The 24,234-nt window shown below is 70.0% G+C and carries 21 protein-coding genes; 12 read left to right on the plus strand and 9 right to left on the minus strand.

From position 1 onward, the window contains the following. Nucleotides 1-48 precede the first annotated feature (48 nt). Together LGR69_RS00260 and LGR69_RS00265 are read right to left on the minus strand one after the other, a co-directional pair. On the minus strand, nt 49-816 hold the full coding sequence (locus LGR69_RS00260) for an SDR family oxidoreductase (RefSeq protein WP_230364822.1): 768 nt from the start codon (nt 814-816) through the stop codon (nt 49-51). Between the two features lie 69 nt (nt 817-885). Continuing rightward, the gene (locus LGR69_RS00265) at nt 886-1,587 is read right to left on the minus strand and encodes a GntR family transcriptional regulator (RefSeq protein WP_230364823.1); all 702 of its coding nucleotides are present in this window, start codon (nt 1,585-1,587) and stop codon (nt 886-888) included. Nucleotides 1,588-1,706: 119 nt separating this feature from the next. Between LGR69_RS00265 and LGR69_RS00270 the strand changes: the two genes are divergently transcribed. The 5 genes from LGR69_RS00270 to LGR69_RS00290 are packed head-to-tail and all read left to right on the plus strand — an operon-like array spanning nt 1,707 to nt 8,274. Further along, complete coding sequence (locus LGR69_RS00270; RefSeq protein WP_230364824.1) at nt 1,707-2,966, plus strand: ABC transporter substrate-binding protein; 1,260 nt, start codon at nt 1,707-1,709, stop codon at nt 2,964-2,966. A 7-nt stretch (nt 2,967-2,973) separates the two neighbouring features. After that, a complete protein-coding gene (locus LGR69_RS00275) occupies nt 2,974-3,849 on the plus strand; it encodes a branched-chain amino acid ABC transporter permease (RefSeq protein ID WP_091862001.1) in 876 nt (291 codons plus the stop codon). 14 nt (nt 3,850-3,863) lie between these two features. Next, on the plus strand, nt 3,864-6,422 hold the full coding sequence (locus LGR69_RS00280) for a branched-chain amino acid ABC transporter ATP-binding protein/permease (protein WP_230364825.1): 2,559 nt from the start codon (nt 3,864-3,866) through the stop codon (nt 6,420-6,422). After that, complete coding sequence (locus tag LGR69_RS00285; RefSeq protein WP_230364826.1) at nt 6,419-7,342, plus strand: 3-hydroxyacyl-CoA dehydrogenase; 924 nt, start codon at nt 6,419-6,421, stop codon at nt 7,340-7,342. Before LGR69_RS00280 ends, LGR69_RS00285 begins: the two co-directional genes overlap by 4 nt. A gap of 2 nt (nt 7,343-7,344) precedes the next feature. After that, nucleotides 7,345-8,274, plus strand: coding sequence for a beta-keto acid cleavage family enzyme (locus tag LGR69_RS00290; protein ID WP_230364827.1), 930 nt, complete (start codon nt 7,345-7,347; stop codon nt 8,272-8,274). A gap of 38 nt (nt 8,275-8,312) precedes the next feature. Here the strand turns inward: LGR69_RS00290 and LGR69_RS00295 are convergent, their stop codons facing one another. The 3 genes from LGR69_RS00295 to LGR69_RS00305 are packed head-to-tail and all read right to left on the minus strand — an operon-like array spanning nt 8,313 to nt 11,234. Then, entirely contained in the window at nt 8,313-8,600 is a 288-nt protein-coding gene (locus tag LGR69_RS00295) for a DUF167 family protein (RefSeq protein WP_007562094.1), read from the minus strand. Between the two features lie 11 nt (nt 8,601-8,611). Next, nucleotides 8,612-9,982 (minus strand): FAD-binding oxidoreductase, encoded by a 1,371-nt coding sequence (locus LGR69_RS00300; RefSeq protein WP_230364828.1) that lies wholly within the window; start codon nt 9,980-9,982, stop codon nt 8,612-8,614. 58 nt (nt 9,983-10,040) lie between these two features. Next, nucleotides 10,041-11,234, minus strand: a complete 1,194-nt coding sequence (locus tag LGR69_RS00305) for a fumarylacetoacetate hydrolase family protein (RefSeq protein WP_230364829.1) — start codon at nt 11,232-11,234, stop codon at nt 10,041-10,043. A gap of 307 nt (nt 11,235-11,541) precedes the next feature. On the opposite strand from LGR69_RS00305, the gene LGR69_RS00310 reads away from it, so the two are divergent. From LGR69_RS00310 to LGR69_RS00335, 6 genes are all read left to right on the plus strand, one after another. After that, nucleotides 11,542-12,603, plus strand: a complete 1,062-nt coding sequence (locus LGR69_RS00310) for an ABC transporter ATP-binding protein (RefSeq protein ID WP_230364830.1) — start codon at nt 11,542-11,544, stop codon at nt 12,601-12,603. Between the two features lie 76 nt (nt 12,604-12,679). Then, on the plus strand, nt 12,680-13,990 hold the full coding sequence (locus tag LGR69_RS00315; protein WP_007562102.1) for an ABC transporter substrate-binding protein: 1,311 nt from the start codon (nt 12,680-12,682) through the stop codon (nt 13,988-13,990). 50 nt (nt 13,991-14,040) lie between these two features. Continuing rightward, nucleotides 14,041-14,997, plus strand: a complete 957-nt coding sequence (locus LGR69_RS00320) for a carbohydrate ABC transporter permease (RefSeq protein ID WP_050734498.1) — start codon at nt 14,041-14,043, stop codon at nt 14,995-14,997. Beyond that, a complete protein-coding gene (locus tag LGR69_RS00325) occupies nt 14,994-15,932 on the plus strand; it encodes a carbohydrate ABC transporter permease (protein WP_370881344.1) in 939 nt (312 codons plus the stop codon). The genes LGR69_RS00320 and LGR69_RS00325 overlap by 4 nt, the downstream gene beginning before the upstream one ends. Nucleotides 15,933-16,058: 126 nt before the next feature. Then, on the plus strand, nt 16,059-17,678 hold the full coding sequence (locus LGR69_RS00330; protein ID WP_230364831.1) for a dihydroxyacetone kinase subunit DhaK: 1,620 nt from the start codon (nt 16,059-16,061) through the stop codon (nt 17,676-17,678). A gap of 145 nt (nt 17,679-17,823) precedes the next feature. After that, the gene (locus LGR69_RS00335; protein ID WP_230364832.1) at nt 17,824-18,780 is read left to right on the plus strand and encodes a D-2-hydroxyacid dehydrogenase family protein; all 957 of its coding nucleotides are present in this window, start codon (nt 17,824-17,826) and stop codon (nt 18,778-18,780) included. Nucleotides 18,781-18,782: 2 nt separating this feature from the next. On the opposite strand, the gene LGR69_RS00340 is transcribed toward LGR69_RS00335, so the two are convergent. Genes LGR69_RS00340 through LGR69_RS00355 form a run of 4 tightly spaced genes read right to left on the minus strand, consistent with a single transcriptional unit; the run spans nt 18,783 to nt 22,832 of the window. After that, nucleotides 18,783-19,886 carry an ABC transporter permease gene (locus LGR69_RS00340; RefSeq protein WP_230364833.1) on the minus strand — a complete coding sequence of 368 codons (1,104 nt, stop codon included), beginning with the start codon at nt 19,884-19,886 and terminating at the stop codon, nt 18,783-18,785. Continuing rightward, complete coding sequence (locus LGR69_RS00345; RefSeq protein WP_230364834.1) at nt 19,883-20,806, minus strand: ABC transporter permease; 924 nt, start codon at nt 20,804-20,806, stop codon at nt 19,883-19,885. Before LGR69_RS00345 ends, LGR69_RS00340 begins: the two co-directional genes overlap by 4 nt. Next, nucleotides 20,803-22,392 (minus strand): peptide ABC transporter substrate-binding protein, encoded by a 1,590-nt coding sequence (locus LGR69_RS00350; RefSeq protein ID WP_230364835.1) that lies wholly within the window; start codon nt 22,390-22,392, stop codon nt 20,803-20,805. Before LGR69_RS00350 ends, LGR69_RS00345 begins: the two co-directional genes overlap by 4 nt. Nucleotides 22,393-22,394: 2 nt before the next feature. Further along, complete coding sequence (locus tag LGR69_RS00355) at nt 22,395-22,832, minus strand: GlcG/HbpS family heme-binding protein (protein WP_007562119.1); 438 nt, start codon at nt 22,830-22,832, stop codon at nt 22,395-22,397. Between the two features lie 441 nt (nt 22,833-23,273). Here LGR69_RS00355 and LGR69_RS00360 point away from each other — a divergent pair, with 441 nt between their 5' ends. Continuing rightward, nucleotides 23,274-24,173, plus strand: a complete 900-nt coding sequence (locus tag LGR69_RS00360; RefSeq protein ID WP_230364836.1) for an AEC family transporter — start codon at nt 23,274-23,276, stop codon at nt 24,171-24,173. Nucleotides 24,174-24,234 lie beyond the last annotated feature (61 nt).

Raw genomic sequence — 24,234 nt, forward strand, 5'->3', positions numbered from 1 at the left:
CTCAATCTGCCGCGATCCGCACCGCGGCGTCACGTGTCGCGCGGCCGATCAGGACAGCATCCGGGTATCGCCGTCGATGGAGATCGCCTGCCCCGAGATGGTCCGGCCCCGGGGCGAGCAGAGCAGCAGGATCTGGTCGGCCAGCTGGCGGGCGGTGACGTAATCCTTGACCGAGACGAACGAGAAGGCGCGGGCCTCCATCTCGGCAAAGCTCGTGCCCTGCTGCTGCGCCTTGGCCTCCAGGACCCGGCGCTGCCGGTCGCCGGCCACCAGGCCGGGCAGGATCGCGTTCACCCGGATGCCCGCCTCGCCGAGCTCGATCGCCAGGGACTTGGTGAAGCCGATCACCCCCCATTTCGCGGCCGCGTAGGGGCTGCGCAGGCCGAAGCCGAACTTGCCGGCCGCCGAGGACAGGTTGACGATCGAGCCGTTGCCGCTCGCGCGCAGATGCGGCACCGCGAGCCGGGCGCAGTTGAACTGGCTGGTGAGGCAGACCGTCAGGCAGCGGTCCCATTCCTCGGGGGCGATCTCCTCGACCCGCCCGGTCGGCCCGGCGATGCCGGCATTGTTGACGAGCACATCGAGGCCGCCGAGATGATCGACCGCCTGATCCATCATGGCGGCGACCTGCCCCCGGTCGGCGACATCGGTCCGGCTGCGGCCGACCTCGGCGGGCAGCGTCGCGAGCGCCGCCTCGTCGATGTCGCAGGCGAAGACCCGCGCGTCTTCCTCGAGAAACGCGTCGACGATGCCGCGACCGATGCCGGCCGCGCCCGCCGTCACGAGCACGCGCAGGCCGGCGATTCCCAGATCCATATCGTCCCTCCCATCTCGGCATCGTCCCGAACGGCGGTTGCCGGGTTTCGGGACGATGCGCACCCAAAGCTACGTGTCCCGCAGGCCGCCGCGGGACATGATGAATTCGGCCGCCTCGCGGATATCGGCCGCCAGCGCGGCGGCGGCGGCCGGCCCGTCGCCGGCTTCGATCGCCGCCAGCGCCTCGGCGTGCCGCCGCAGCGCGAAACCCTGGAGCAGCCGCTCCGGATGGGCGCGCAGGTCGAGGTTGATGACCGGACCCGCCTTCAGCCACAGCCGGGCGATGATCTCGTGCAGGGGCGCCAGCCCGCAGGCCGCGTAGATCGCGAAATGCAGGTCGCGGTTGAGCCGGACGGCCTGGGCGCTGTCGGGCCGCGCCGATTCGGCCTCGGCGCGAAACGCCGCCTCGGCCCGCCGGATCGCGGCGAGGTCCGCCTCGCTCCGGCGCTCGGCGGTGCGCGCGGCGGCCATGCCTTCGATCGCCATGCGGGTCTCGGCGAGCGCCCGGAAATCCTGCGCCGTCATGATCGGCACCCGGATCGCCCGGGTCGCCGCGACTTCGAGGACGCCGTCGGCCACGAGGCGACTCACCGCCTCGCGCACCGGCATCACGGAGACGCCGAGCGCCGCCGCGCTCTGGCGCAGGGACAGCCGGTCGCCGGGCGCTAGCCGCCCGGAGGCGAGCAGGTCGGCCAGGGCCTCGTAGGCAGTGTCGGCGAGGGTGCGCCGTTCGAGCTGGGGCAGTTCGGCCAGGGCCGACATGGAACTCATGTGCCGACACTAGACGAATCCGGCACTATCGCGCTAGTGATCTGTGATCACAGTTCGGGTGCGGGCCGCCAGAGCCCATCAAAAATGCCCGGCTGGAGGAAACGCACGGGAGCGGAACGATGACGGATCGGTTCGGGGATTCTCTCTCACGCCGCAGCCTTCTGCGGGCCGGCGGCGCGGCCCTCATCGCCCCGGCGCTCGGGAGCCCAGCCCTGTCCCAGGGACAGTCCGACGTGATCCGGATCGGCCACCTGACCCCGCGCACCGGGTTCCTCGGGCCGCTCGGCGAGTTTGCCGTGCAGGCCGCCCAACTCGCCGTGGAGGAGATCAACGCGAGCGGCGGCATTGCCGGCCGCAAGGTCGAGCTCCTGTCGGAGGACAGCGTCAATCCACAGACCGCTTCGGCGAAGGCCGAGCGCATGGTCCAGCGCGACCGCGTCGCCTGCCTGGTCGGCGAGATCAACTCGGCCTCGGCGCTCGCGATCAGCCAGGTGGCGCAGCGGGAGAAGGTGCTGTTCATCAACACCGGCGCGAACTCGGACGCGCTGCGCGGCGCGGATTGCAAGCGCTACCTGTTCCATGTCGAGGCGCAGAACACCATGATGGTCCGCGCGGCCGGCCGCGCGCTCGTCGAGAAGGGCCTGATCAAGGGCAAGAAGGTCTACGCGCTCACCGCCGATTACGCCTTCGGCCACGACCTGCTGAAGCAGGCCAAGAAGTTCTTCATCGCCAACGAGGCGACCATCGCGGGCGAGGACCTGATCCCCACCGAGCTGACCGACTTCTCGCCCTTCCTGCTCAAGCTGCGCCAGGGTCGGCCGGACCTGGTGATCTGCAACCTCGCGGGCGCCCAGATCACCAACTTCCTGAAGCAGTACAGCGAGTTCGGCCTGCCGTTCCCGGTCGCGGGCTTCGGGTTCGATACGGCGCTCGCCTGGGGCGCCGGACCCGGCAACTTCCTCGGCACCTGGCCGGTGATCTGGCATCACCGGATCGACTCGCCCTCGGCCCAGAAATTTGTGGCGGCGTTCCGGGCCAAGTACAAGAAGCCCCCGGAGAACCAGGGTTGGGGCGACTACACGGCGATGAAGATCGTCGCCCAGTCCATGAACGAGCTCAAATCGACCGATTCCACCAAGATCGTGGAGCATCTCGAGAAGGGCGCGACCTTCGACATCGCCAAGACCCGGGAGGGCTACTTCCGTCCCTGGGATCACGAGCTGATGCAGGAGATGTACGCGATCACCGCCCTGCCGGCGGATCAGGTAAAGAATCCCTACGACATCTTCACGGCAACCGGGCCGCTGCCCGGTGCCGGCGAGAACCTCGAGGTCCTCGCGACGACCCGCGACGAGAACGCCTGCACCTTCCCGGCGTGAGGCGGCCATGCAGCTCGTCTTCATCCTGGAGCAAGTGCTCAACGGCCTGCTGATCGGCGTCCAGTACCTGCTGATCGCGCTGGGCCTGTCGCTGATCTTCAGCCTCGGCGGGATCGTGAATCTCGCCCACGGCGCCTTCTACGCCATCGGCGCCTACCTGACGGTGATGCTGACGCCGACGATCGGCTTCGGCGGCGCGCTCGTCGCCTCGCCGCTGCTCGTCGCGGTGCTCGGCCTCGTGATCGAGCGGTTCCTGCTCCGGCGGTTCTATCGGGGCGATCCGACGCTGGGCCTGCTCCTGACCTTCGGCCTCGCCATGGTGGCCGAGCAGGCCCTGCGCATGGCCTTCGGGGCGGCGCCGCTGCCCTACGGGATCCCGAGCTGGCTGCGCGGCCAGGTGTTCATCGGCGACCTGATCTATTCGCGCTACCGGCTGTCCATCCTGGTGGTGGCATTGGCCTGCGTCGGCGGCCTGTGGCTGCTCCTGACCCGCACGAGCTTCGGGCGCGTGGTCCGGGCCGGCGTCCAGAACCCCGATATGGTCGCGGCGCTGGGCATCTCGCTGCGGCCCTACATGACCGCCGTCGTGACGATCGCCGTGGGTCTCGCCGCGCTCGCCGGCACCATGATGGCGCCGGTGACCGGCGTGCATCCCGCCATGGGCGCCGAGATCCTGACCTTCGCCTTCGTCGTCGTGGTGATCGGCGGGCTCGGCTCGTTCTGGGGCGTCGTCTTCGCGGCGCTGATCGTCGGCGTTGTCCGGGGGCTCACCGCCTACGCCTACCCGCCGGCCACGGAGGCCGCGGTCTACGGCCTCATGGTGCTCGTCCTGCTACTGCGTCCGCGCGGCCTGTTCGGCGAGCAGATCGCCCGATTCGAGTGAGCGGGAGCAGCTCCATGTCCGGAACCGCCGAACCGCTGCCGCTGGCCATGCCCCAGCGCGGCCTGATCCTGCGAGAGAGCCGCCAGCTCTGGGCCGCGCTCGCCGCCCTGATCGTCCTGCCCTTCGCGCTGGACGCGATCGGCCTGACGCTCATCACCGCCACCGACGTGGTGATCTTCGCGCTCGCCGTCCTCGGCCTCAACATCCTGGTCGGCTGGACCGGCCTCGTCTCCTTCGGCCACGGGGCGTGGTTCGGGATCGGCGCCTACGCGGTGGCGATCCTGCAGACCCGCCTGGCGCCCGGGGACATGGCCGTGCCGCTCGTCGGCGCGCTGGCGATCACCGGCCTCGCCGCCTTGGCCGGCGGCGCGCTGATCCTGCGGCGGCGGGGTGTCTACTTCTCGCTGCTGACCCTGGCGTTCACCGCGATGCTCTACGCCATCGCGTTCCGTTGGACCGACCTCACCGGCGGCGAGAACGGCATCGGCAATTCGCACCGCTGGGAGGCGCTGCAGCAGCCCGGCGCCTATTACGCGGCCGTCTCCGGCATCGCCTTCCTGGTCCTGGTCGGGCTCTGGCGGTTCCGGCGCTCGCCCATGGGGACCGTGCTCGTCGCGATCCGGGAGAACGAGCAGCGCGCCGGCTTCCTCGGCTACGCGACCAACCGCTACAAGCTCGCCGCCTTCGTGATCTCGGCCTCGATCACCGGGCTCGCCGGGGCGCTCTCCGCCTACAGCCACCGCTTCACCTCGGCCGACCCGATCTCCATCGCGTTCTCGGGCGAGTTGCTCGCCATGGTGGTGATCGGCGGGATGCGCTCGTTCCTCGGACCGGCGCTCGGCGCCCTGTTCTACATCCTGTTCCGGGAATTCCTGTCGATCTACACAGCCGACTGGCTGCTGTATTTCGGGCTGCTGTTCGTCGCCTTCATCGTGTTCTCGCCGGACGGGCTCGTCGGCATCGCCGCCCGGCTGATGCGGCCGTTCCGCCGCTTGCCGAGCGAGGGCGCCGCCATGTCCGCGCGCCGGGCCGGCGCCTCCGGCCGGGTGCCCCCGCGGTTTATCGCGGAGGGCCGCGCGGACGGGCCGGTCCTGGTCGCCGAGGACATCCGGAAGAGCTTCGGGCCGGTGGCGGCGGTGCGCGGCGTGTCCTTCGCGGTGGCCGACCGGACCCTGCACGCGCTGATCGGGCCGAACGGCGCCGGCAAGACCACGGCGTTCAACCTGCTCTCCGGCCTGTTCCGGCCGAATGCCGGCCGGATCCTCCTCGACGGGCGCGAGATCGCCGGGCTCGAGCCGCACGCGATCACCCGGGCCGGGCTCGGCCGCTCGTTCCAGATCACCAACCTGTTCCCGGGCCTGTCCGTCGAGGAGAATGTCCGGCTCGCGGTCCAGGCGCGCCATCCGGCCCATATGAGCCCCTGGCGCGACGCCCTCGGCGTCCGGGAGATCGCCGACGACACGGCCGAGCTGCTGCGCTGGACCGGCCTCGCCGGGATCGAGAAGGCGGAGGCGGGCAGCCTCTCCTACGGAGGGCAGCGCCTCCTCGATATGGGTTTGGCTTTGGCCACGCGGCCCCGGGTGCTGCTGCTCGACGAGCCGCTGGCCGGCCTCGCCGCCGCCGAGCGCGAGCGCGTCGGCGACCTGATCAAGGCGCTCTCGGCCGACATCCCGGTGCTGCTCGTGGAGCACGACATCGATCGGGTCTTCCGCCTCGCCGACCGGGTCACCGTCATGGCCGACGGGGCCGTGCTCGTCGATGGCTCCGTGGCCGATGCCCGGGACGACGAACGGGTCCAGGCGGTCTATCTCGGCTCGGGCACGGAGGCGATCGCCGCCAAGCCCCGGGCGAGCGCAGCGGCGCCCAAGACGCTGCTTTCCATGGCCGGCGTCGATACCTTCTACGGCAAGTCGCATATCCTCAACGGCGTCGACCTCACCGTGCACAAGGGTGAGGTCGTGGCCCTGCTCGGCCGCAACGGCGCCGGCAAGTCGACCCTGCTGAAGACGCTGATCGGCACCGCGCCCCCGGCCGCCGGCCGGATCGTGCTGGCCGGCCAGGACATCGCCGGGCTGACGCCCGATCGGATCGCCCGCCTCGGCATCGGCTACGTGCCGCAGGGCCGGGCGCTGTTTTCCGGGATGAGCGTCGCCGAGAATCTCGGACTCGGCCGGCTGCGGCGGCTCACCGGCGCCGGCATCCACTGGGACGAGGACAAGGTCCTGGAGTTCTTCCCGCGGCTCAAGCAGCGCTGGACCGTCGACGCCGCGCGCCTGTCGGGCGGCGAGCAGCAGATGGTGGCGGTGGCCCGGGCGCTGTCCGGCGACACCCGGCTCCTGCTGCTCGACGAGCCGTTCGAGGGCCTGTCGCCGGCGGTGACCGAGGAACTGTTCGAGGCGTTCGACCGTCTGCGCCGGGAGATCGCGATCATCCTGGTCGACCACCACCTCGACCTCGCGCTGGCGCTCTCGGACCGTACGGTCGCGCTGGAGCGCGGCAGCGTCCAATGGACCGGCGAATCGCGCCTTCTGCGCGACGATCAGGAACTGCGGCGGAAGGTTTTGTGGCTATGACCGACAGCGTCGCGATCATCGGCTCCGGCCTGATCGGCCGGGCCTGGGCGATGATCTTCGCCCGCGCCGGCTGGGACGTGCGCCTGTTCGATGCCGTGGACGGCGTCGCCCAGGCCGCGATCCCGCTCTGCGCCGAGGGCCTTCGGACTCTGGCCGAGCACGGGCTCTGCCCCGATCCGGAAGGGGCCGCGGGCCGCATCCGCGCACCGGAAGGCCTCGCCGCCTGCCTCGACGGTGTCGGCTTCGTTCAGGAGAACGGGCCGGAACGGCTCGACGTGAAGCAGGCTCTCTTCGCCGAGCTCGACGCGCTGGCGCCCCCCGACGCGATCATCGCCTCATCCTCCTCGGCGATCCGCTGCTCGCTGTTCACGGAAGGCCTGCCCGGCCGCGGGCGCTGCCTGATCGGGCATCCGGTGAACCCGCCGCACCTGATCCCGCTGGTGGAGATCTCCGGCGCACCCTGGACGGATACGGCAATCCTGGAGCGCGCCCGAGCGACCTACGAAGCCATCGGGCAGGTGCCAATCACGGTGCTGAAGGAGATCGAGGGCTTCATCCTCAACCGGCTCCAGGGCGCGCTGCTGGCGGAGGCCTTCCGTCTCGCCGCGGAGGGCTACGTGACGCCGCAGGATCTCGACAAGACCGTTGCGGAGGGGCTCGGCCTGCGCTGGAGCTTCATGGGGCCGTTCGAGACGATCGAGCTGAATGCCCCCGGCGGCATCGCCGATTACTGCGCGCGCTACACCGGCTTCTACAAGAGCCTCGCCGCCGATCCCGCCCCGCCCACGGTCTACGAGGCGCCGGCCACCGCGGCGATCCTGGCGCAGTGGCGGGCGCCCGCGGATCTGCCCGCCCGCATGCGCCGCCGGGACGACCGGCTCGCAGCCCTGCGGGCCCACAAGCGTTCACAGAAGGACTGAGCATGGCCCCCCAGCGGAAAGTCATCATCACCTGCGCCGTCACGGGCGCGATCCACACGCCCAGCATGTCGCCGCATCTGCCGGTGACGCCGGAGGAGATCGCCGACGCCGCGATCGGTGCCGCCGAGGCTGGGGCGGCGATCATCCATCTGCACGCCCGCGACCCCGAGACCGGGCAGCCCGACCAGTCGCCCGAGGCGTTCGCCAAGTTCCTGCCGGTGATCAAGCAGCGCTCGGGCTGCGTGGTGAACCTCACCACCGGCGGCGCGCCGACCATGTCGATCGAGGAGCGGGTGCGCCCCGCCGCGACCTTCCAGCCCGAGGTCGCCTCGCTCAATCTCGGCTCGATGAATTTCGGCCTGTTCGGCATGCTCGATCGCTTCAAGGACCTGAAGCACCAGTGGGAGCGGGACTATCTCGGCAACAAGGACATCATCTTCCGCAACTCGTTCGGCCAGATCGAGCACATCCTCACCACCTGCGCGCCGAACGGCACGAAGTTCGAGTTCGAGTGCTACGACACCGCCCACCTCTACAATCTCAAGTACTTCTTCGACCGCGGGCTGGTGAAGGCGCCCCTGTTCATCCAGACCGTATTCGGCCTGCAGGGCGGCATCGGCGCCCATCCGGACGACGTGATGCACATGAAGCGCACCGCCGACCGGCTGTTCGGCGATCAGTACCGCTGGTCGGTCCTGGGCGCCGGCCGCAACCAGATGAATATCGCCGCCATGGCGGCCGCGATGGGCAGCAACGTCCGCGTCGGCCTGGAGGACAGCCTGTGGGACGGCCCCGGCAAGCTCGCCGAGACCAACGCCGCGCAGGTCCGCCGCGTCCGCTCGATCATCGAGGGCCTCGGCCTCGCCATCGCGTCGCCCGACGAGGCGCGGGAGATGCTGGCGCTGAAGGGCGGGGACAAGGTCGGGTTCTGAGCGCGTTCGGGCCGAGAGGATCCATCTCGGCCCGTCGTTTAATCGGGTGAGCCGAATACACGGTCGAGATCGGCCTGGGTGATACCGTCGATCTCCAGAATCTTCAGCCGGCTTTGATCGCCGGCGGCGATTCGAACCGAGCTGCGGCCGATCTTGAGCGCTTTGGCGATCAACTTTTCCAGCGCCGCATTGGCGGCGCCATCGACCGGCGGCGCGGAAACCCGCGCCTTGAGGTAGGGCTGGCCTTTCTCGTCTCGCGCCCAGCCATCCGCCGCATCGCGTCCGCCGCGCGGCGTGAGGCGGACCGCCAGCCGAATCGCCGCCATCGAACTGGCTTTCAGAAAATCTTGCCCGGGTTCAGCCGGTTGTCCGGGTCGAGCGCGCGCTTGACCAGACGCATGGCGCCGATCTCCTCCGGGGAGCGCGACAGGGGCAGCTTACCGCGCTTCTCTAGGCCGATGCCGTGCTCGGCCGAGACCGAGCCGTTCAGCTCGGCGAGCGGCGCGTAGATCGCGGCGTCGATGGCGGCGTTGCCGGCGGCGTCGAGGCGGGTCGTGTTCCAGTGCAAATTGTTGTCGCCGATATGCCCGTAGACGACGGCCCGGCAGCCGGGGATCGCCGCGAGACCGTCCAGCGCCCCGCGAACGTAGCCATCCATCTTCGAGAGCGGCACGCTGACGTCGAAGGCGCGCTCGATCCCGTCAGCGTTCAGGTGCTCGACCCGGTCGCGGATGCGCCACATCCCCCGGCGCTGCTCCTCCGACGAGGCCACGGCCGCGTCGAGGATCGTGCCCTCGCCCATCAGGCCTTCGAGCAGGCCGAGGAACCGGTCGGATTCCTCGGGCACGCACTCGACCTCGATGATCGCGTAGAACGGGTAATCGTAGCCCAGCGGCGGCGTCGCCCGGCCGGGGGCGGTCATCAGCCGGTAGAAGTCCGGCCACAGGCCCTCGAAGGACGAGACCCGCCCCTGGAACGCGCTCTGGGCGGCGCGCAGGACCCGGGCGCCGTCATCGACCCCCGGGCAGGCGATCAGCGCGGTGGCGTAGCCGGCCGGCTCCGGGCGCAGGCGCAGGACCGCGCGGGTGACGATCCCGAGGGTCCCCTCGGTGCCGATGAAGATCTGCTTCAGGTCGAGCCCGGTGTTGTTCTTGATCAGCGGCCGCATGGACGAGACCACCGTGCCGTCGGCCAGCACCGCTTCCAGCCCCAGAACCATCTCGCGCATCATGCCGTAGCGCAGCACCCGCAGCCCGCCGGCATTGGTCGAGATCGCGCCGCCGATCGTGGCCGAGCCGCGGGCGCCAAGATCGAGGGGGAAGAACAGGCCGCGCTCCGTGGCGGCGTTCTGCACGCTCTCGATGGTGGCGCCGGTGCCGACCACCACGGTCATCCCCAGCGGATCGACCGGCTCGATCGCGGTCATCCGCTCGGTGGAGAGCGTGATCTCGTCCGGAGAGCACAGGGTCCCGTCGACAAGCCCGGTGGCGCCGCCGCGCGGGACGATGGCGACCCCCGCCGCGTGGCAGGCGGCCATCACGGCGCTGGTCTCCGCGGTATCGCGCGGCCGGACGAGGGCGCGTGCCGCGCAGGGCTCGGTCGGCCGGGTCCAGTTCGCGGACCGGCCGCGCAGCTCCTCGCCGGTGACCAGGCCGGACGGCCCGACGATGTCGGTGAGACGCGCGAGGAGGGAATCGGCGGCTGTCATCGGCTCGGTCTCTGCGGCGGGCGCCACGTCGGGCAGGCGGTTTTAACGCGAGCCTCTGTCACAAAAGCCCGCGGGCCGCGAGGTTGCGCATCAGCGCGCGGGCGCCGAACGTCCAGGGCTCGCAGGTGTCGCAGGGGCGCATCCGGTTGACCAGCCGGCCGAGCTCCGGGCTCGCCACGACGACGCGGTCGTTCTCGACATGGGTGAAGCCGAGCCCCGGCCCGTGCCGGTCCTGGATCGGCGCGAACATCGTGCCGAGCAGCAGGATCGCCCCGTCCGGGTAATCGTGCGTGCGCCCCATCAGGGCGCCGACCAGCTCCTCCGGGTCGCGGCTGATCTCGGCGAGCGGCGAGGTGCCCTCCATCCGGAACCCGTCGGTGCCGGTCACTTCGAGGGTCACGGTGGTGCGCCGGATATCGTCCAGGCTGAAGGTCTCGTCGAACAGGCGCAGGAACGGGCCCAGGGCGCAGGAGGCGTTGTTGTCCTTCGCTTTGCCGAGGAGCAGCGCCGACCGACCCTCGAAATCGCGCAGGTTCACGTCGTTGGCGAGCGTCGCCCCGACGATTCTTTGTTGGGACGAGACGGCCAGGGCAACTTCGGGCTCGGGGTTGTTCCAGTGCGAATCCGGATGAAGCCCGGCATCGGCGCCGCAACCCACCGCCGAGAGCGGCTGCGCCTTGGTGAAGATCTCGGCGTCCGGCCCGATCCCGACTTCGAGATACTGGCTCCAGGCGCCCTGGGCGACCAGCACGTCCTTCAGCGCCATCGCCTCGGCCGAGCCGGGTTTCAGCCGGCGCAGGTCGCGGCCGACCAGCCGTTCGACCTCTGCGCGGATCGCTGCGGCGGCCGCGAGATCGCCCCGGGCCCGCTCCTCGATGACGCGCTCCAGCATGGAAGTCGCGAAGGTGACGCCGGCGGCCTTCAGCGCCTGGAGATCCACCGGGGCGAGCAGCCAGGGCCGCCCGGGATCGCGGCCGTCCGGCGGGGTGTTGGCCACGATCGCGTCGAGGCTTCCGAGATCCGCGCCCTCGGCGGCCCGCAGCGCGGCGGCCGCGTCCGGTGTCTCGCACAGGTCGCTGACCGTCGCGAACCGGGCGGTGACGTCGATCGCCCGCAGATCGCCGTCCGAAGCCGCGCGGATCGCCACCACGCTCGGACCCCCGACATCCGGGCGCCACACCCGCCCGACCAGCGCCCCGCGACCGGCATCCTCGGGCAGGATCTCGCGGGCGGTCAGACCGGATAATGCCATGCTGTCCTCATGCGTCAGGGCCTATCGCTGCGCCACGTCCCGACCGGTCCCTGCCGGAAGGCCCGGCTCAGCGGGGCCGATACGGGCCCGCTTTAGCACCCGCTATCGATTCGGGTCCCGGCAGGATGTTTCATGCCGGCGGTGTCGTCACCCGTCGTCCCCGCCCTCCAGCTTCACACGGGAAAGCGGCTGACAGAAGCGCGATATGATTCAAAATTCAGGTTCTGCCGACTTGCTTTCCGGCATGGGCTCTATTGTACTGTTTGGACAGGAGTCGCCGTCAGAGCGTCCCTGATTGGGAGGAAGCATGGCCTCGGTGGGAATCCGCGAGGTCCGCAAGGCTTTCGGGTCGACGAACGTCCTGCACGGCGTGTCCGTGGACATCCGGGACGGGGAGTTCGTGATCCTGGTCGGGCCTTCGGGCTGCGGAAAATCGACCTTGCTCCGGATGATTGCCGGCTTGGAGAATATCTCCGGCGGCGAGATCCGTATCGGCGAGCGTGTCGTCAATGATGTCCCGCCCAAGGAGCGGGACATCGCCATGGTGTTCCAGAACTACGCCCTCTATCCGCACCTCACGGTGCGCGAGAACATGGCGTTCTCGATGCGGATCCGGAAGGCGCGGGCGGCCGAGATCGACGAGCGCGTCAGCAAGGCGGCGCAGATCCTCGGGCTGACCCATCTCCTGGACCGCTATCCGCGGCAGCTCTCCGGCGGGCAACGCCAGCGCGTGGCCATGGGCCGGGCGATCGTGCGCGACCCGCAGGTCTTCCTGTTCGACGAGCCGCTCTCGAATCTCGACGCGAAGCTGCGCGTGGCGATGCGCACCGAGATCAAGGAGCTGCACCAGCGCCTGAAGACCACGACCATCTACGTCACCCACGATCAGATCGAGGCCATGACCATGGCCGACCGGATCGTGGTGATGCATGACGGCGTGGTCGAGCAGATCGGCCCGCCGCTGGAACTCTACGACCGGCCCGACAACCTGTTCGTGGCCGGCTTCATCGGGTCCCCGGCGATGAATTTCGTGAGCGGGACGGTCCGGCGGAACGGCCACTTGGTCTTCGCCGCCGACACGGGGCTGATCATTCCCCTGATTCAAGCACCGGCGGGCGTCGCGGGCCGCAAGCTGGTCCTCGGGATGCGGCCGGAGCATTTCGACCTGGCACCCGATGGGATCGCCGCCGAGGTCGTGGTGGTCGAGCCGACGGGCTCCGAGACGATGCTGGCGGTGCGGGCCCAGGGCCAGGATTTCACCTGCGTGCTGCGCGAGCGCGTGAGCGAGGGGCCGGGCGAGACCGTCCACCTGCGGCCGAACCGCGTGCACTTCTTCGATGCCGAGACGGGCCGGCGCCTGCCGACCTGACCGCACCCGATCCCCGTCGCCGAGCCGGACCCGCTTCGTTCCCGGCGGGCCGATCCATCCAGGGAGTGACGCCACGATGCCCAAACTCGACCGCCGTTCCCTCCTGACGGGGGCCGCCGCGACCGGCCTCGCCGCCGGCGCCGACCTCCTCGGCTTCGCCCGGGCCTGGGCCCAGACCGCTGAGTGGAAGCCGGAGCCCGGCGCCAGCCTGTCGATCCTGCGCTGGAAGCGCTTCATCCCCAGCGAGGACGAGGCGTTCCTGCGGATGGTGGACGCCTTCACCAAGGCGACGGGCGTCAAGGTGTCGGTGACCAACGAATCCTTCGACGACATCCAGCCCAAGGCCTCCGTCGCCGCCAATACCGGGCAGGGGCCCGACATGGTCTGGGGCCTGTTCTCGTTCCCGGCTCTCTTCCCCGACAAGTGCCTGCCGCTGGAGGATGTCGCGGAGTCGCTGGCCAAGAAATACGGCCCCTGGTTCCCGTCGGCGGAGGCCTACGGCAAGGTGAAGGGCAAGTGGATCGCGATCCCGGTCGGCTTCAACGGCGGTTATCCGAACTACCGCATCTCGGCGATGCAGAAGGCCGGGTTCAGCAAGTTCCCCGAGGATACCGCCGGCTTCCTCGAACTGTGCCGGGCGCTCAAGAAGAACAACACGCCGGCGGGCTTCGCCCTCGGGCACGCCACCGGCGACGCCAACACCTGGTGCCATTGGGCGCTCTGGTCCCACGGCGCCAACCTGGTCGACGCCAACGAGAAGATCGTCATCAACTCGCCGGAAACCGCCAAGGCGCTGGAATACGTCAAGGCGATGTACGAGACCTTCGTGCCGGGGACCGTGTCCTGGAACGATTCCTCCAACAACAAGGCGTTCCTGGCGGGCGACCTGTACCTGACGCATAACGGCATCTCGATCTACGCCGCCGCCAAGAAGGACAATCCGAAGCTCGCCGAGGATATGGACCACGCGGTCTGGCCGATCGGCCCCGCCGGCAAGCCCACCGAGTTCCAGCTCGCATTCCCGATCCTGGCGTTCAAATACTCGAAGGCGCCCAATGCCTGTAAGGCCTTCATCAGTTTCATGATGGAGGCGTCGAACTACAATCCCTGGCTGGAAGCCGCGCAGGGCTACCTGTGCGAGCCGCTGTCGAACTACCCGAAGAACCCGATCTGGACGAGCGATCCGAAGAACGCGGTCTTCGCGGAAGCCGGACGGCGTTCCCGGGCGGCCGGCGGCCTGGCGCCCGTCAGCGAGCGCGTCGCCGCGGTCCTGGCCGACTTCGTGGTGGTCGACATGTTCGCCAGCCACTGTACCGGCCGCGAGGACGTGAAGACCGCGATCCGCAACGCCGAGCGCGCCGCCCAGCGCATCTTCCGCAACACCTGAACGCGGTGGGCCGCGGGGCTTGCCCGCGGCCACGACCCCGAGGCGAATCCATGGCGCATACGGCCCTGACACAGCCCGCTCCGCTGGCGATGCCGACCCGCTCGGCCTGGCAGCGCCTGCGCGCGAGCCGCGGCTGGGCGGGCTTCTGGTTCATGCTGCCGACCGCGCTGATCCTCGGCCTGTTCCTCGCCTATCCGCTGCTGAAGGGCATCTGGCTGTCCTTCACCAACACCCGGATCGGTCGCGAGGGCGTCTTCATCGGTCTGGAGAACTACACCTGGCTCTGGGACGACGACGTCTTCTGGCTCTCGGTGTTCAACACCTGCCTGTACACGGTGGTGGCCTCGGTGGTGAAGTTCGGCGTCGGCCTCTACCTGGCGCTGCTGCTGAACAAGAACATGCCGTTCAAGTCGATCATCCGGTCGATCGTGCTGATCCCGTTCGTCGTGCCCACCGTCCTGTCGGCGATCGCGTTCTGGTGGATCTTCGACAGCCAGTTCTCGATCATCTCGTGGTCGCTGCGCCATCTCGGCATCATCGACGGCAACATCGACTTCCTCGGCGAGCCCAGCATGGCGCGGGCCTGCGTGATCTTCGCCAATATCTGGCGCGGCGTGCCGTTCATCGCGATCACGCTGCTGGCCGGTCTGCAGACGGTCTCGCCCTCGCTCTACGAGGCCGCGACGCTGGACGGCGCCTCGAACTGGCAGATCTTCTCGCGCATCACCCTGCCGCTGCTGACGCCGATCATCGCCGTGGTGATGACCTTCTCGGTGCTGTTCACCTTCACCGACTTCCAGCTGATCTGGGCGATGACCCGGGGCGGCCCGGTCAACGCCACGCACCTGATGGCGACCCTGTCGTATCAGCGCGGCATCCTCTCCGGGACGCTGGGCGAGGGCGCCGCGATCGCCACCGCGATGGTGCCGTTCCTGCTCGCCGCAATCGGCATCTCGTGGTTCGGCCTGCAGCGCCGGGCCTGGCAATCCGGGGGAACCGACCGATGAGCGCGCCCGCTCCGCCCGCCCATGCCGACCCGCGCCTCGCGCCCGTCATCGCCGCGCGCCCGGCCGGGCTCACCGACGACAGCGAGGGGATGGCCTATCTCGAGCGCCTGCCCCGGCGGCTCGTGACCACCTACCTGCCGCTCGTGATCATCCTCGTGGTGCTGCTGTTCCCGTTCTACTGGATGGCGCTGACGGCGATCAAACCGGACGAGCAGCTGATCGACATGGAGCGGTTCAACCCCTTCTGGGTGGTCGAGCCGACGTTCAAGCACATCAACAAGCTGCTGTTCGAGACGCAGTATCCGCGTTGGCTCTGGAACACGATGTACGTGTCCGTGGCCGCCACCGTGCTCTCGCTGTTTGCCAGCGTTCTGGCCGCCTATGCCTGCGTGCGGATCCGCTTCAACGGTGCGGGCTGGGTCGGCGCCGCGATCTTCCTGGCCTACCTCGTGCCGCCCTCGATCCTGTTCATCCCGCTTGCCACGATCGTCCAGGCCTACGGCCTGTTCGACTCGCCGATCGCCCTGATCCTGGCCTATCCGACGATCCTGATCCCGTTCTCGACCTGGCTCCTGATGGGCTACTTCAAGACGATTCCCTACGAGCTGGAGGAATGCGCGCTGATGGACGGCGCGAGCCGGTGGCAGATCCTGACCAAGATTATCCTGCCGCTCGCCTTCCCGGGCCTGATCTCAGCCGGGATCTTCTCGCTGACGCTGTGCTGGAACGAGTTCATCTACGCGCTGACCTTCCTGTCCTCGACCCAGAACAAGACCGTGCCGATCGCGGTGGTCAGCGAGTTCGTGGACGGCGACGTCTACAAGTGGGGCTCGCTGATGGCCGGCGCCCTGCTCGGCTCCTTGCCGCTGGTGATCCTCTACTCGTTCTTCGTCGAGTATTACGTCTCCGCGCTCACCGGCGCCGTGAAGGAATAGCCCGCGCGGCTTCGGGGCGTGGGAAACCCGGCGGCGGCCGTTGCGCCGCCGGCCACGATTGCACAGACAATCCGCTGTGAAACCGCGCGGCGAAAGCTGCGGACGGAGATCGCAGAAGGTCAAGCCATGGCCCATTTCATCGAGACCCGCGCCAGCCTGGTCACCGGCGCCATCGCGGGGCTTCTGGCCGCCGGCGGCGGTCGCCTCGCGCGGCTCGACGGCGATCCGGGAATCCGCGTCGTGCTGCGGTCCGAGCTGGATCCCGGCAAGGTCGCGGTGATCTCAGGCGGCGGCTCTGGCCACGAGCCGGCCCATGCCGGCTTCGTCGGGCCGGGCATGCTGAGCGCGGCGGTTTGCGGCGATGTCTTCGCCTCGCCCAGCGTCGATGCGGTGCTGGCCGGCATCCTGGCGGTGACCGGGCCGGCCGGGTGCCTGCTGATCATCAAGAACTATGCGGGCGATCGGCTGAATTTCGGCCTCGCCGCCGAGCGCGCCCGGGCGCTCGGCAAGAAGGTCGAGACCGTGATCGTGGCCGACGACATCGCCCTGCCGGAGGCCAAGCAGCCCCGGGGCGTGGCCGGCACCCTGTTCGTCCACAAGATCGCGGGCCATGCCGCGGAAGCGGGCGCGCCGCTGGAGACGGTGGCGGCCCTGGCCCGGCGGGTCGCGGCCTCGGCCCAGTCGCTCGGCATCGCAGTCTCGACCGCCACGATCCCGGGCTCGCCGCGCAGCGAGCGCCTTGCCGAGGGTCAGGCCGAGCTCGGCCTCGGCATCCATGGCGAACCGGGGGTCGAGCGGATCGCGCTGCCCAAGGCGGGCGATCTGGCACGGCTGATGACCGAGCGCTTTTCGGGCGCCGGGCCGCTGGCCTTGCTGGTCAACAATCTCGGCTCGGCCACGGCCCTGGAGATGCAGGTCCTGACCCAGGCTGTCCTGGCCACGGAGCTCGGACGCCGCGTGCGCCTCCTCTTCGGCCCGGCGCCGCTGATGACCGCCCTCGACATGCACGGCGCGTCGCTGTCGATCCTGCCGCTGGACGACGCGCTCGAACCGGCGTTGCTTGCCCCGGTACCCATGCCGGCCTGGCCCGGCGCAACGCGCATCGCGCCGCCGGTCCTGCGCCCGCTTCCCGAAGGGCTGGCTGGCGAGACCTTCGCGCCGTCGCACGATGCCGTGGCGGGCGCCCGGATCGCCGCCGTGGCGCGGGCTCTCATCGCCGCCGAGGGCGCGCTCAACGCCCTCGACGCGAAGGTCGGCGACGGCGACACCGGCACGACCTTCGCGGGCGCGGCCCGGGCGGTCGAGGCGGATCTCGATCGGCTGCCGCAGGCCGATCCGCCTGCCCTGTGCCGCGCGCTCGCCGAACGGATCGGCCGCGCGGTCGGCGGTTCGAGCGGCGTGCTCGCCTCGATCTTCTTCGCTGCCACCGCTGCATCGCTCTCGGACGGGGCGGCCTGGCCCGATGCCCTGGCCCAGGGTGTGGCCCGGGTGCGGGATTACGGCGGCGCCGGCCCCGGCGACCGCACGATGCTCGACGCTCTGATCCCCGCGCTCGACGCCTTTAAATCCGGCGGGCTCGACGCCGCCGCCGCAGCGGCCCGCGCGGGTGCCGCCGCCACGGCCCGGATGGACCGGGCCGCGACCGGCCGTTCCAGCTACCTCGCGGCTGCGGATCTCGCCGGTGTGGAGGATCCGGGCGCGGCCGGCGTCGCGGCGGCGTTCGAGGCGCTGGCGGCGGCCGGGTGAGGATTCACCACACGCACGCAGCGTCGTCCGTGCCGGGTGGCAACCGACCCAGCGCGTTTCGTGCTTCCCGGATCTACGGCCGAGCCTCAACGAACACGGCGCTCGTCAGGAGCGTTGCGAGCCGTAGGCCTCAAGCGAGACCATCGTGCAAACCTGCCTGATCCTCGACGATTACCAGGACGCCGCGCTCGGCCTCGCCGATTGGGCGCGCCTGTCCGACCGTGTCGCGGTCTCGTCCATCACCGATCACGTCGCCGATCAGGACGCTCTCGTCGCCCGGATCAATCAGGCCGAGATCCTGGTGATCATGCGCGAGCGCACGCCCTTCCCAGAGGCTCTGCTGAAGCGGCTGCCGCGCCTGAAGCTGCTGGTCACCAGCGGCATGCGCAACCTCGCGATCGACGTGGCGGCGGCGCGGGCGCGCGGCGTCACGGTCTGCGGCACGGAATCGAGCCCGACCCCGCCGACCGAGCTGACCTGGGCGTTGATCCTCGGCCTCGCCCGCCATCTGCCGCTCGAGACCAGGAACCTGCGGGACGGAGGACCGTGGCAGAGCACGGTGGGGACCGATCTCGCCGGGGCGACGCTCGGCCTCCTCGGGTTGGGCAAGATCGGCACGCGGGTCGCCGGGATCGGCCGGGCTTTCGGCATGCGGGTGATCGCCTGGAGCCCGAATCTGGACGACGCCCGGGCCGCCGCCGCCGGGGTCGAACGTGCCGAAACCAAGGAGGACCTGCTGGAAGCCAGCGATGTCGTCTCCATCCATCTGGTGCTCGGCGACCGGACGCGCGGGCTTCTCGGGGACGCGGAGCTGCGCCGGATGCGGTCGAGCGCCATCCTGGTGAACACGTCACGGGCGCCGATCGTCGATCAGGCCGCCCTGGTCCGGGCCCTGGAGGAGGGCCGGATCGCGGGGGCTGGGCTCGACGTGTTCGAGACCGAGCCGCTGCCGGCGGACAGCCCGTTCCGGCGCCTGCCGAACGCCCTGGCGCTGCCGCATGTCGGCTACGTCACACGCAACAATTACCGCACGTTCTTCACCCAGGCCGTGGAGGATATCGAGGCGTATCTCGCCGGTTCCCCGATCAGGGTGCTGGGCTGATTCTAGTCGGACCGCGGGTCGAGGGCATCGGCGAGGCCGTCGCCGAGCAGCGTCAGCGCGACCAGGGTGGCGATCAGGAAGGCGGCCGGGCCGGCCAGCATATGCGGGGCCGACTCGATCGATCGGGCGCCCTCGGCGATGAGGACGCCCCAGCTCGTCTGCGGCTCCTGAACGCCGAGCCCGAGGAAGGAGAGAAAGCTCTCCAGCAGGATCACCTGCGGCACCAGCAGGGTGGCGGCCACCGCCACCGGCCCGAACGTGTTCGGCACGATATGGCGCAGGATGATGCGGGGCGTGCCGAGCCCGAGGGCGCGGGCGGCGCGCACGAAGTCGCGCTCGCGCAGGGACAGGGTCTGCGCCCGGACGATGCGGGCCATATCGAGCCATTCGACGGCGCCGATCACCACCAGCATCAGCGTCAGGCTCGCCCGGAAGAATACCAGCAGCAGGATGACGAAGAACACGAAGGGCAGGGCGTAGAGCACGTCGACCAGCCGCATCATCACGGCGTCCACGGCGCCGCCGATGAAGCCGGCGGTGGCGCCGTAGCCGACGCCGATGAGCAGCGCGACAAGCGTGGCGGTGAGCCCGATCAGCAGCGAGACCCGTCCGGCCACGAGGCAGCGGGTGAGCAGGTCGCGGCCATGCACGTCGGTGCCAAGCGGGAAATACAGGTGCCGCACCGGCACCGCCACGACGAGACGGTGGCCGCCCTCCGGGTCGGCGATCACCCGCGGCTCCCCGAACAGGTCGGAGCGCGGCAGGTAGACGAGGCTGCGCCGGTCCACCCCCGCCTCGGCGCTCAGCGTGAGCCGCAGCGCGTCGCCATCGCGGGCTACGTCGTCGAGGCGGGCGCGCATCCGGAAGGCGAGGCGTTCGAGGGCGGGGCGCAGACGGTCCGGATCGGGCTGCGCCGCCAGGCCGGCCGGGAGCTGGCGCAGATCCGGATAGGCGCGCGTCGGATCGTGTCCGGTCAGCGCCGGACCGAACAGGCAGGCCAGGGCAATCAGGATCAGCACGGCCAGGGAGGCCACCGCGACGCGCTGGCGGGCAAGGCGCGACAGAGTCCGGGCAGCCGGCCCGGCCAAGAGACGGCCAGCCCTCATGCGGCACGCCGCAGGCGCGGATCGAGCCAGGCGCAGGCGAGGTCGGCGATCAGGTTGAGGGCGATCACCAGCGCCGCCACCAGCAGGACGGTGCCCATCACCAGCGTGTAGTCGCGGTTGAGCGCGCCCTCGACGAAGTAGCGCCCGATCCCGGGCAGGCCGAAGATCGTCTCGACCACCACGGATCCGGTGAGCAGCGCCGCCGCCAGGGGCGCCAGGTAGGCAACCACCGGCAGGAGCGCGCCGCGCAGGGCGTGCCGGGTGATGCGCGCCGGCGGCAGGCCGAGGCTGCGCATGGTCCGCACCGGCTGGGTGCGCAGGACCTCCCCGAGGGAGGCCCGCGTCAGCCGGGCCAACGCGCCGACCTGCGGCAGCGCCAGGGTCACCACCGGCAGGACCAGGTGGCTCGGCGCACCGCCCTCCCAGCCGCTGAGCGGCAACCAGCGCAGGGTCAGCCCGAACACGATTTGCAGGAGCGGCGCCACGACGAAGCTCGGCAGCGACAGGGTCAGCGCCGCCCCGAGGCCGAGCAGCCGGTCGAGGGCACCGCCCCGCCGGAGCGCCGCCACGGTCCCGAGCCCGACACCTAGACAGGCGGCCAACGCCAGGGCCAGCGCCCCCAGCGTCGCCGAAACCGGCAGGCCCCGGGCGATCAGGTGGAGGACGCTCATGTCGCGGAACGAGAAGGACGGTCCGAGATCGCCCCGCGCCAGGGCCGCGAGATAGCGGCCGAACTGCGCGAGCAGCGGCTGGTCCAGGCCGTAGACCCGGCGCAGGTTCTCCATGGCGGCCGGCGCCAGGGGACGTTCCAGATCGAACGGGCCGCCGGGCGCGAGCCGCATCAGGAAGAAGCTGACGGCCACGACCGCGAACAGCGTCGGTACCGATTGCGCGAGCCGCCGCAGGATGAAGCGGATCACGCGTCGAGCCTCAGGAAGCGGGTCGGCGCGGCGTTGCGGACGTTCGGTGTGTAGCCGTGCAGCCGCGGCGCGATCAGCGCCTTCGACCGGTAATGCATCAGCGGGATCCAGGGGAGTTCGCGCAGCGCGATCGTCTCGGCTTCGTACATCAGGTCGGCGCGGCGCCCGAGATCGCGTTCCGACCCGGCCCTGGCCAGCAGCGCGTCATAGGCCGTGTTCGACCAGCGGCCGGCATTCAGCCCGTCATTGCCCGTCTGGAGTAGGAACAGGAAATTCTGCGGGTCCGAATAGTCGGCGATCCAGGCGTAGCGGGCGACATCGAAGGCGCCGCCGTCGCGCAGATACGCGAAATGGGTCTTGGCATCGGTGTAGACGAACCGGGTCTCGATCCCGAGGTCGCGCCACATCTCGGCGATTGCCACCGCGGTGTTGCGGTTGTTGTCGCTGACGTTGAACCGGTACTCCACACGCAGCGGCCGTCCCGGGCCGAAGCCCGCCTCCGCCAGCAGGCGGCGCGCCTCGGCCTCGTGCTCGATCGGCAGGCCCTGCCGACCCTCCGTTTCGGGGGGCGTGCGGTAATTGTCGATGTCCGGCGGGCAGATGGAGTAGGCCGGGCTCATGGTGCCGCCGTAGAGCCCGTCGGCCAGGTATTCGCGGTCAATGAGCAACGACAGGGCCCGGCGGACCCTCCGGTCCGAGAAGGGGGCCTTGTGGGTGTTGACGACCAGGACTTCGAGGCCGAGCGACGGGCCGAGAACGACCTGGGTCCCGAAGCGGCGGCGCAGGTCGGCGATCTGGTCGACCGGCAGATCGGACAGCGAGTCGAGTTCCCCCGCGGCGAAGCGCCGGACGGCGCTCGCCATGTCCGACATGGGCAGGAAGGCGACGCGCCGGATTGCGATCGCGCCCGCCTCGGGATGGTGCGGATTGACCTCCAGGGTGATGCCGCCGCCCGGCACCCGGTCGACCAGCCGATAGGGGCCGTTGGTCACGAAGTTGTCCGGCCGGGTGAAGGAGTCGCCGTAGCGCTCGACCGAGGCCCGGTGCACCGGCACGGCGGTCTGGTGGGTCAGAAGCTCGAGGAAGTAGGGCGTCGGCTGCTCGAGGGTGATCGTGAGCCGGAGCGGCCCCTCCGCGATGGCCCCGAGAGCGTCGTCTCCGGTCTGCCCGCGATTGACCCCCGCCGCCCCGCGGATCGGGAACAGGATCTCGGCGTATTTCGCCCCCGTGGCCGGGGCGAGGATGCGGCGGAACGCGTAGACGAAATCGTCGGCGGTCACCGGTTCGCCGGTCGACCAGCGCCCGTCGGGGCGCAGGTCGAACCGGAAGGTCAGGCCGTCCTCGGAGACGGTCCAGGATCGCGCGGCGCCCGGGATGATCGTCCCGTGATTGTCGTACGTGACCAGGCCGTCGAACAAGTCCCGGAGGATATGCGCCTCCGCCACCGTGGACGAGCGGTGCGGGTCGAGGGTCTCGGGATCGGCGTCGTTGCCGCGCCGGTAGAGCCCGGATTCGCCGGCATGAGTGGGCCGCACGGCCGCGAGGGCGGCGGCGCCGGCCAGCCACGCGCGCCGGCGGATCGCCATCCTCAGGCGCCGGTCTCGGGCACCAGGCCGGCCGCCTCGATCCCCGCCACCGCGCAGATCTCGTCGTTGTCGGAGGTGTCGCCGGAAATCCCGACTGCGCCGAGCAGCCGACCTTCGCGGGAGCGGATCAGCACGCCGCCCGGGACCGGCACGAGCGCGGCCGGGCCGGCGACGTGGCTCACCGCGGCGACGAAATAGGGCTGCGCCTCGGCCCGGGCATGGATCGCCCGGGAGCCGAGGCCTAAAGCCAGGGCGCCGTTGGCCTTCCCGCAGGCGATCTCGGCCCGGCGCAGCGACGTGCCGTCCTCGACCGAAACGGATTTGAGCGCACCGCGGGCGTCGTACACGACCACCGCCATCGGCTTCAATCCGCGGGTCCGGGCTTCACGCAGGGCGGTGTCCACGATGCTGCGGGCGGCCTCGAGCGTCAGGTCGATCATCGGATTCCACGGGCTGTCGCCGCTCCGGGCGGCACGCTCACGTTTAGAGGATCGGGATGGGGCCGGTCCACCATGCGGGCGGCACCCGGCTTCGAGCGGACCGCCGTCGCGGACCTCCGGCCGTCGCATGAAACGGCCCGGTCCAGGCGGTGATCGCCGATCTTCGGGCTGAGAGCCGACGGCAGGCCGCGAGCCTGCGGGGGCGCAAAGTCGTGACACGGCGTGTCACGCGGTCAGGCCTCGACGTGATGCATAGGTCTCTGATCTTGTTGCAGGCGATTCGCGTTGAACGACGATGTCGAACTGCGCGCATCAATTTGAATAGCCAATTAATACCGATAATATTCAGTCTTACCCATCAAAAATAAAGCAAACCGCAATAAATTAGAGCGATAAAAAATGTACGCAGCTGCACATTTGGCCGGTGATCTTATCTCGCGAATGCTCCCGGCCTACGGGGCCATCGCCGCCGGGTTCTGTGTCGGCCGCCTGTCGGGTCGTGACTGGATCCGGCATCTCTCCAGCCTGCTGATGTACGTCCTGATCCCGCTGGTCGTGTTCAAGAACGCCCTGGCGCTGAACGTCGGCGCGGCGATCGGCAACGTCGCCCTGTCGATGGCCTTCAGCACGGTCATGGTGCTATGCGCCGCGCTGATCGTGCCGCGCTGCAAGACCGACGTTCCCCGCCGCCTGGCGTTCTGCGCCTTCAGCTACACCAATATCGGCTGGTTCGGGATCCCGACCGGGCTGGCCCTGTTCGGCCCCGACAGCCTGCCGATCCTGGTGATGGCCTATGTCGGCGGGCTGATCTTCGGCAACACGGTGGGCTTCTACTTCGTGGCGCGCGACCGGTTCTCGGTCCCGACGAGCCTCTGGAAGGTCGCGACGACTCCGGCCCTGTATGCGTTCGGTGCCGGGCTTGCCGGTCAGGCGCTCGGATTGCGCGACCTGCTGCCGCCGGGCGCCGATGCACCGTTCCGTGTGGTGACCCTGCTGATGTCGGGTTGCGGCATGATGGTGGTCGGGCTGGGGGCCAGTCAGGTCCGCTTCACCGCCGCCGCGATCCGCGGAACGCTGCAGCTGGTGATCTGGCGCCACATCGCATCGGTCTTCGCGATCATCGCCGTCATCGGCCTATTCGCCGCTCTGGGGGCCCCCATCGCGCCGGACAACCTCAACACCGTGCGCCTCCTCGGCCTCCTGCCGGTCGCGGGCAATGTTGTGGTCTTCGCGGCCCAATTGCGCAGCGACGTGGCGGCGGCATCCCTGATCGTCGCGCTCTCGACGGCGATCTCGACGATCACCGTCTTGTGCTGGGGCATCCTTCTCCACCTCGTGTAGGGAATCTCGGGTCCCGGTCCCGCCCGCGTCCCCGATGAGACCGCCAAGCCGCCGCAGCGCC

The sequence above is a fragment of the Methylobacterium brachiatum genome, assembly GCF_020523825.1.
Lineage (GTDB): Bacteria > Pseudomonadota > Alphaproteobacteria > Rhizobiales > Beijerinckiaceae > Methylobacterium > Methylobacterium brachiatum.